Here is an 8,255-nt window from a genome sequence, read left to right as displayed (position 1 = left end):
TACCAAGGAGAGGGGCTGGGGGTGAGGTTGTGATTTTGGGCTTTTTGAGTCAATTTGAATCAGGTTTTTCCGACTTCTGTGTACACCGTAGCCTTGGAAAGGGGGCTAGGGGGGATCAAAACCTTAACTGAACCTTATTGAATTATAAAGACCCTGGCATTAACTATTACGAACAAAAGTACCAGGAACGTATTTTAAATAATCTCAAGAAAAAAGCTAGCGCTCTTCGTGTTGAATTTGTTCCCCAATCTAACCCTGTTCTGTCACTCTCGGAAAACAATAATCTCAGCCAACTTCTGAGACTTTGGTTTCATCCGGGTTTGAGGCTTTATTTTCTAACAGAAACTAAAATTTATAGACGAAAAGTGGAAACTAAAGCCCCGTAACTATTTGAGCGATTGGATTCTCCCAAAGTGACAAATGAGGGCTAAAATATACACAGAATCCTCAATCTCCCCAAACCTTTGCTACATAGTCTTTACACAAAGTTTTTCTTAGGAGATACAGCCCAATCAGCAAATCAGGACTAAAGTCATGAAATATTTAAGTGCTAAAGTGCTTACTATAAACTGTGATTTTTTCGATTTGTTTTGGTGCATTCATTTCAGTAAAAAGCTGAATAGCTTTGTCAAAATTCACTTTAATTTCAGAAAAATTACCGATACTTTGAGCAGTTAAAGCCAATTGCAAATAGGCGATCGCTAAATCACATTTTGTACCTATTTTCTCTAAAATATCAATAACTTCTGAGTGATGAGCAAGAGCTAATTCATATTCTGTTTGCTGTCAATGGATTTCTACTAAACCGTTGAGCATTTTAGCTTTAACTTGCATGTAATGGCTTTCTTCAAAACAATGTGGGGTGATGGGGAGTAGTAAACAACCACTAACTACTAACTAATTTACAGACCTGCCATGGCACGTCTGGTACAACCACTAACAACCAACAAATATAATACTTTATCAGAAAGAGAAAATTTTTAGTGATGAAATTGCAAATTCCCAAGTTACCACTGCCAGCATCACTCGTAGGCTCAGAGGTCGGCACCTTTACTGAGTTTACAGTAACTCAAAGGATGCCTGGTATTGCTCGTCGAGTCATCGCGGAAAACAATTTTTCACTCAATATTAATGAAAGTTTAGAAAACTTAGCTAATCAGTTGCCATCAGGATATTTATTACCTTTTGAAGATGATTCTGGAGTTGATGTCGGAGATTGGAAAAAATATTTAGAACCCTACAAAGAACAGCGTTGGATAGATATTCCTTGGTTTTTTGCTGAAACTTATTTTTACAGATTAATTCTCAATATTACCAATTATTTTCAATCTGGTGAATGGCAAGGTGTAGATCCTTTCCATTTACAGAAATCTCAAGGTTTAAAAACATCCCTAGATGCGATAAATACTCTGTGCTATCAAGTAACCCAATGGTTGCAAGAGAGTGAAAAGTCAGGAAAAACTAATCAAGGTGTGCTGACTACACTATTATATTTTGCACTTTGGGGCAATCGGGTAGACTTGAGTTTATGGTCAGCATTTGAGAGCGATCGCAGTAATTTTGATATTGAAAATCAAAAAGCTCATATATTAGTAGATGATGCTGGTCTAGTTACAGAATTATTAGTTACTAGTGCGTGTCAACGTGTTGATTTTGTAGTTGATAATGCTGGCTTTGAGTTAATTTGTGATTTATGTTTAGTAGATTTTTTATTAGGTAGTGGTGTCATTGACCAAATCAAGCTGCACTTAAAACCTCACCCTACTTTTGTATCTGACGCCATGATTAAAGATGTGTATGATACAGTCGAGTTTTTAGCAGCATCTAACCATCAACAAGTGACAAATTTTGCACAAAGGTTACAAGCTTATATTGCATCCGGGAAGTTAATTCTGGGTGACGATTATTTTTGGACATCGCCTCTAGCTTTTTGGGAAATACCCGAATCACTCAAACAAGAGTTAGCTGATGCTGATTTATTGCTAATTAAAGGTGATGCCAATTATCGTAGATTATTGGGAGATAGGCACTGGGATTTTACAACCAATATTGCAGATATTGTGTGTTATTTACCAGTGCCAATTGTGGCTTTACGTACCCTCAAATCAGAAGTAGCAGTAGGTTTACAACCAGAAGTAATTGAAAAAGTATCAAAATCTGATTCTGATTGGTTGACAAATGGACAGTGGGGTGTGGTGCAGTTTGTAAATGAATAACGAACACAGATGGACACAGATACACACAGATAAACCATCAGTGTACCCTACGGGAAGCCGCCCTAGGGGGCGTCTACATCGGTGTGCATCGGTGTTCGCCTTCCCAAAAAACATCGGACTCACCAGATAACTTACAGCCACAACCAAAATCGATGAATAACGAACACAGATGGACACAGATGCACACAGATAAACCATCGCAGAAGATCGCGGAGAAAAGCAGAGTTTTTACACATTAAATTTGCTACAGTTTTATACTCGTTAGTTGGGGATTTAGGTCTATTAATTTTAAGTTTTTAAAGTCCAGCAAACCATTCATAACCTTGATCTTCCCAATAGCCTTTTAAGGGAAATAAATTACTAACTAGAGTAATTTGAGTGATCCATTTACTTTGCTTGTAACCAAGCTTAATAGGTGAAGCTAAACGCAAGGGCGCACCATTCTCTTTTGGTAGAGTTTCACCATTTTTTTGGTACGCTAATAATGTTTGGGGATGCAATGCGGAAGCAATATCCCAACTAGAATAATAGCCATCTGCTGATTGAAAGTAGACATATTTGACATTATTTTGCGGTTTGACAAGGGCTACAATTTCTTGCAGACGTACACCACCCCATTGCACGATCGCCGCCCAACCCTCTACGCACACATGACGAATAATCATCTCAGTCATAGGCAAAGCCTGAATCTCGGCTATGCTGAGGCTAAGGGGATTATTTACCTCACCATCGACAACCAAACGATACTTACTTGGATCAATAATATTAACCCAATGGAAAATCTTGGCTCCCGTTGCTTGAGTTGGTAACTTTCGATGCTTAGGAGTAACACTTAAAGTCATACTTAGATTTTGCCAAAAGTTTGTAGACAGGGAGTAGCTTACCGCTAGGGTTTATGGCGTTCGCGTAGACGCGCTAGCGGTGAGGGGGTCGCAGTCTTGGACGCCACGTGCTACAAATGTTGGAACCCCCACAGTGGCTGCGGTTCCCGTCACGTAGACGCCCGGAGGGCTTCCTTCTTCAAGGGAAGAGTAGCACCTCAAAGCTTTTCAAGACGGATTTTGGATTGATTCCACAGCATATTACGGTTGCTCATGATCAATTTATCAAATCTAACGCGCCCTACCAGATAAGTTTAGTGTGAGATGCAGCTTTAGTCCTATAAGGAACAAAAAAGAAAGAAAAATAGACTTTTGATAAAGTAACTAAGAGTGAGAAGTGGCTAATGCTTCAAGACTCAAAAGACTTTTAACCATTCTTGTATAACTATTTATCCTTTTTTTGTCAGTTTAATTTTTATGCATGTTTGTATATATAGTTTATGACTAGCTAGCTGGAAAAAGCAGAGTCAGAAAAGGCAGAGGAGTATAAAAAATTTCTTAATTAGCTTGTATACCTTAATTTCATGAGTTATTTTCAAAACATTATTGCTATCTTTGCTGGTAAGAGATTTTTCAATTTGCATAGCTGCTGGTACGATGATAAAAATATCCTCTTGTTTCTAGTAAATTGTAAAATGTTTTAGCACTCCGATAAATATAAAGAAATAATTTTAAGCAAATTTATATACAGTAAGAGTCGATGGCTGATGACTATAGATGAAGTAATACTTCTACTAAAAGCAACCTTGCCCAATGCATTGACACCACTCCAAGAATTAGTATTACGTTCTTCTTGGGAAGGAAAAACTTACACTAACATAGCGTTAGAAGCACACTACGGAGAAGAACGAGTTAGGAAAGTTGCCTCTCATTTATGGCAATTAATGAGTGATTTTTGGAAAGAACCGATTAACAAATCAAACTTTCGCCAAACTCTGGAGCCACGTCAACTCAGTAGAATGCAGCACCAGTTTATTAGAGAATACAATCGTGCTGCTACAGCAATATCCTTAGAATTTCCCACAGGACCAGTATCTCTCGATTCTAGATTTTACATTCCTCGCCCACCAATTGAGGAATTAGCGTACACAGAAATTGCTGAGCCAGGAAGTGTTATCTGCATCAAAGCCCCTAAAAAAATGGGTAAAAGCTCCCTCGTTTTAAGGATTTTGGCTCATGCAACCAATCTTGGCTATAAAATTGTGAGCCTGGACTTTCAACAATCAGATAAAGCAGTATTTGTCAACCTTGATAAATTTTTGCGCTGGTTTTGCGCCAATCTGAGTAGAGAGTTACAGCTAGAACCGAAACTCAATGAGTTTTGGGATGAAGATATGGGTAGTAAAATTAGCTGTTCTTCGTATGTCCAGACACACTTACTACAGTCAATCAAAACTCCCCTAGTTTTGGTATTGAATGAAGTAGATTGGGTGTTTGAGTATCCAGATATTGCCTCAGAATTTTTACCATTATTGCGTTCTTGGTATGAACAAGCAAAACGAGTAGAGATTTGGCAAAAACTCCGCATGGTAATGGTTTACTCTACAGAAATTTTTTTGCCTTTGAAGGTGACTCAATCTCCATTTAATATTGGTTTACCATTGCGGTTGCCACCGTTTACAAAAGAGCAAGTGCAGAATTTAGCCCAGTGTCACGGGCTAGACTGGACAGATAACTCTGATGCTGACAAATTAATGGCAATGGTGGGGGGACATCCTTACCTAGTCAGGTTGGCATTGTATCATCTGGTTGGTAAGGGCGGCTTAGAAAACGATTTAGGACAGATATTACAACAAGCACCCACAGACACAGGAATTTATAGAGACTATTTGCATCAGTACATGCTCATGCTGCAACAGGAAACACAACTGGCAAATGCGTTTCGGGAAGTAGTTACAGCTACAGAGCCTGTCAAAATAGAACCGAGGCTGGCATATCAATTACATAGTATGGGGCTTGTGAAATTCGAGAGCGATCGCGTTAGTGTAGCATGTGAATTATTTCGCCTATATTTTCGAGAAAAACTCAATACAAGTAATAGTGACAGTAGTTGGCGTGTGGCAGAATTGGAAAAAGAAAACCAAAAATTACGCATTCTCTCTAGTATAGATGAATTAACACAATTAGCTAATCGCCGTTATTTTCATACATATTTGCAACTTGAATGGCAAAGCTCGAAGCGTGAACTTACTCCCCTATCAATGATTTTATGTGATATAGATTATTTCAAAATTTATAATAAAACCTACGGAAATAACGCTGGGGATATTTGTTTGCAGCAAATTGCTCGCACTATCCATGAGAGTATTAAGCATTTCTTGGTAAACAATCATCTCTCCTATGTCAGCACAGCTTTAGGTGCAGAAAATTCTCGCAATCCGAATATAGTAAACAAAAATAACTCATTATTAGTGGCTCGTTATGGAGGAGAAGAATTTGCGATTTTGCTGCATGTGGATGCAGTTACTGCTGTATACATTGCAGAAAAGATTCGCGAACAAATCAAAGCTTTAGCTATCACCTGTGAATATCCTGGTATTGGTGGTTTGCCAGCTAACGTTTTAACCGTGAGTTTAGGTGTTGCTAGCATGATTCCTGAAGGGAAAAGCGAACCTGAGATTTTAGTTAATACAGCCGAAAAAGCACTTTACCAAGCCAAAAGAAAGGGACGCGATCGCGTTATTCTCGGTTAATCAATTACCCGAAACTCATTGCGAGTCAACGACAGCAAAATATTTTCATCATCTACTTTAATCAGCCAGCGATCGCTTGGTTTATCATCAGAAAGTTGTTCAGGACAAAAAACAACTCCCATTTTGCCAGCCACATAGGCTGGTTCGAGAATTAATACTCTGGCTCCTACTTGAACATTCTCTGAGTTATGCAATAGCTCTGTTAGTTATGTAAGTAAAATCCGATGTTAATCATAACTTGAAATTAACCTTTTCTTAACCAAAAAGATCTGCTTTTTCTGTTTTTCCGACATCACAACGTATCAACAACAGACTGATCAGCAATTAATCGCGCCACAAAGCAATTCCACCCAATAAACCAGTAATACTGGGAATAATTTTTACATTGGTTGGCAACTGAATTTTGCTCCTCGTTGCTTCACCGCCACCAATATACAGATGTTTAGGTGACATCATTAACCCGATCAAATTCACCTTGAGTCGAAGCTAAAGTTGCGATCGCACTAATTACAGATAATGGTTTGGCAGGTTGGGGTGTTTGCAAACGTGATCTTTGGGTTAAAGGATTGCTTGTAATATCTTTTCATCTGTTACCAAAAAGGTAGCTACGTACACCAGAACATATGAAAACTCTTTGTGTCTTAGTGTCTTGGTGGTTCAAGATTTTTTACCACCAAGACGCAAAGTCACCAAGTATTTCATCCTAGATCCTCATGGGCAATTGCTCACAAGGAGGGATGAAGAAGTGAACGAACACCGATGCACACCGATTAACACCGATGGATTATGGGTTTGCTGTTATGTTAGTGAGAAATATCTCATTACAAACAAGGGAATTTTGAAAAGACTAAGATATTCATACTCTTGAATTTTTATTTTGGGAATAAAATATCTGGCTAATGGCAACAACTATCACATTACCTAATTACATCAACGGTGAATGGTGTGCATCTAATGCTACAGAGTTTCTCGATGTGATTAACCCGGCGACGACAGAAGTATTGGCGAAAGTCCCGCTATCAACTGCATCGGAGGTCAATCAAGCAACGGAAGTCGCGGTGGCAGCTTTTGTCACATGGCGGCGGACTCCACCTACGGAACGGGTACAGTATTTATTTAAACTCAAGAATTTATTAGAAGAAAATTTTGAAGATTTAGCCTGTACTATAACTCAAGAATGTGGAAAGACTTTGGCTGAGTCGAAGGGTGAAATGCGCCGCGCTATTGAAAATGTCGAAGTAGCTTGCGGTATTCCGATGATGATGCAGGGGACAAACCTGGAGGATATCGCCCGGGGAATTGATGAGATGATGATTCGTCAACCACTGGGAGTCTGTGCGGTGATTGGGCCGTTCAATTTTCCGGGGATGATTCCATTTTGGTTTATGCCCTATGCGATCGCTTGCGGGAATACTTATATTGTTAAGCCTTCGGAAAAAGTGCCCTTGACGATGCAAAAAATTTTCCAGTTGTTAGATGAAATTGGCTTACCAAAGGGTGTGATCAATCTCGTGAATGGGGCGAAACAAGCTGTAGATGCAATTTTGGATCATCCCCAAATTCGGGCAATTAGTTTTGTTGGTTCTACGCCTGTAGCTAAGTATATTTATAGTCGGGCAGCAGCAAACGGCAAGCGTGTCCAATGCCAAGGTGGTGCGAAAAATCCGATAATTGTTTTGCCTGATGCAGATATGGAAATGACCAGACGCATTGCGGCTGATAGTGCTTTTGGTTGTGCAGGACAACGTTGTTTGGCAGCATCGATCGCTATAACGGTAGGGGAAGCACGACAAAGTTTTACAGAAGCGATCGCGGAAACTGCTAAAAAGCGGGTGGTAGGTAATGGTTTGGAACAGGGTGTGGAGATGGGACCAGTGATTTCTATCCAAAGTAAAGAACGAATTGAGGGGTTAATTCAAAAAGGCGCAGACAGTGGTGCGACGTTGATAGTGGATGGACGACAACCAAATATTTTGGGGTATGAGAAGGGGTATTTTGTCCGTCCGACAATTTTGCAAAACGTCGATCCGGCTAGTTAAGTTGCTAAAACCGAAATTTTTGGCCCAGTACTGAGTTTAATCCATGTGAATACTATTGATGAAGCGATCGCTCTCGTCAACAGTGGTCAGTATGGCAACATGGCTTGTTTGTTTACCAGCAGTGGCGCAGCCGCACGAAAGTTTCGCTATGAAGCGGAGGCTGGTAATATCGGTATCAACATCGGAGTAGCTGCACCGATGGCATTTTTCCCTTTTAGTGGTTGGAAAGACAGTTTTTTTGGTGATTTACACGGTCAAGGTAATCACGCAGTTGAGTTTTTTACGCAAACTAAAGTCGTAGTGGAACGCTGGCCTAGTGAATGGTCACGTCAGTTTTAGTGGGGTGTGAGGGGTGTGTAGACGCGCTCATAGGCTTCCTGTAAGGGTGGGGTGTGGGGAGAATAAATAGTAACTAACAAAATTGAT

The 8,255-nt window shown here is 39.8% G+C and carries 4 protein-coding genes and 2 pseudogenes; 3 read left to right on the top strand and 3 right to left on the bottom strand.

Features of this window, described 5'->3' with window-relative positions:
• Positions 1-986 precede the first annotated feature (986 nt).
• A complete protein-coding gene (locus UYK_RS0116885) occupies positions 987-2,216 on the top strand; it encodes a damage-control phosphatase ARMT1 family protein (RefSeq protein WP_009459155.1) in 1,230 nt (409 codons plus the stop codon).
• 296 nt (positions 2,217-2,512) lie between these two features.
• On the opposite strand, the gene UYK_RS0116880 is transcribed toward UYK_RS0116885, so the two are convergent.
• Positions 2,513-3,058: a molybdopterin-dependent oxidoreductase gene (locus tag UYK_RS0116880; RefSeq protein ID WP_009459154.1), complete on the bottom strand. Its 546-nt coding sequence runs from the start codon at positions 3,056-3,058 to the stop codon at positions 2,513-2,515.
• Between the two features lie 746 nt (positions 3,059-3,804).
• Between UYK_RS0116880 and UYK_RS0116875 the strand changes: the two genes are divergently transcribed.
• Entirely contained in the window at positions 3,805-5,790 is a 1,986-nt protein-coding gene (locus UYK_RS0116875) for an AAA-like domain-containing protein (RefSeq protein ID WP_009459153.1), read from the top strand.
• On the opposite strand, the gene UYK_RS0116870 is transcribed toward UYK_RS0116875, so the two are convergent.
• Together UYK_RS0116870 and UYK_RS27820 are read right to left on the bottom strand one after the other, a co-directional pair.
• Positions 5,787-5,984, bottom strand: a complete 198-nt coding sequence (locus UYK_RS0116870; RefSeq protein WP_016871815.1) for a hypothetical protein — start codon at positions 5,982-5,984, stop codon at positions 5,787-5,789. The two genes, UYK_RS0116875 and UYK_RS0116870, sit on opposite strands and share 4 nt — an antisense overlap.
• A 130-nt stretch (positions 5,985-6,114) precedes the next feature.
• Positions 6,115-6,231 (bottom strand): annotated as a pseudogene (locus UYK_RS27820) (polyphosphate glucokinase); the annotation flags it as partial.
• Between the two features lie 458 nt (positions 6,232-6,689).
• Here UYK_RS27820 and UYK_RS24345 point away from each other — a divergent pair.
• Positions 6,690-8,168: pseudogene (locus UYK_RS24345) on the top strand (CoA-acylating methylmalonate-semialdehyde dehydrogenase).
• Positions 8,169-8,255: the final 87 nt, after the last annotated feature.

The sequence above is a fragment of the Fischerella thermalis PCC 7521 genome (genome assembly GCF_000317225.1).
Taxonomy (GTDB): domain Bacteria; phylum Cyanobacteriota; class Cyanobacteriia; order Cyanobacteriales; family Nostocaceae; genus Fischerella; species Fischerella thermalis.
This window is presented reverse-complemented; position numbering and strand designations above follow the sequence as displayed.

Bases quoted from the DNA above. Each gene is read 5' to 3' on its own strand.
- UYK_RS0116885 (WP_009459155.1), top strand. From the start codon at position 987: ATGAAATTGCAAATTCCCAAGTTACCACTGCCAGCATCACTCGTAGGC.
- UYK_RS0116880 (WP_009459154.1), bottom strand. From the start codon at position 3,058: ATGACTTTAAGTGTTACTCCTAAGCATCGAAAGTTACCAACTCAAGCA.
- UYK_RS0116875 (WP_009459153.1), top strand. From the start codon at position 3,805: ATGACTATAGATGAAGTAATACTTCTACTAAAAGCAACCTTGCCCAAT.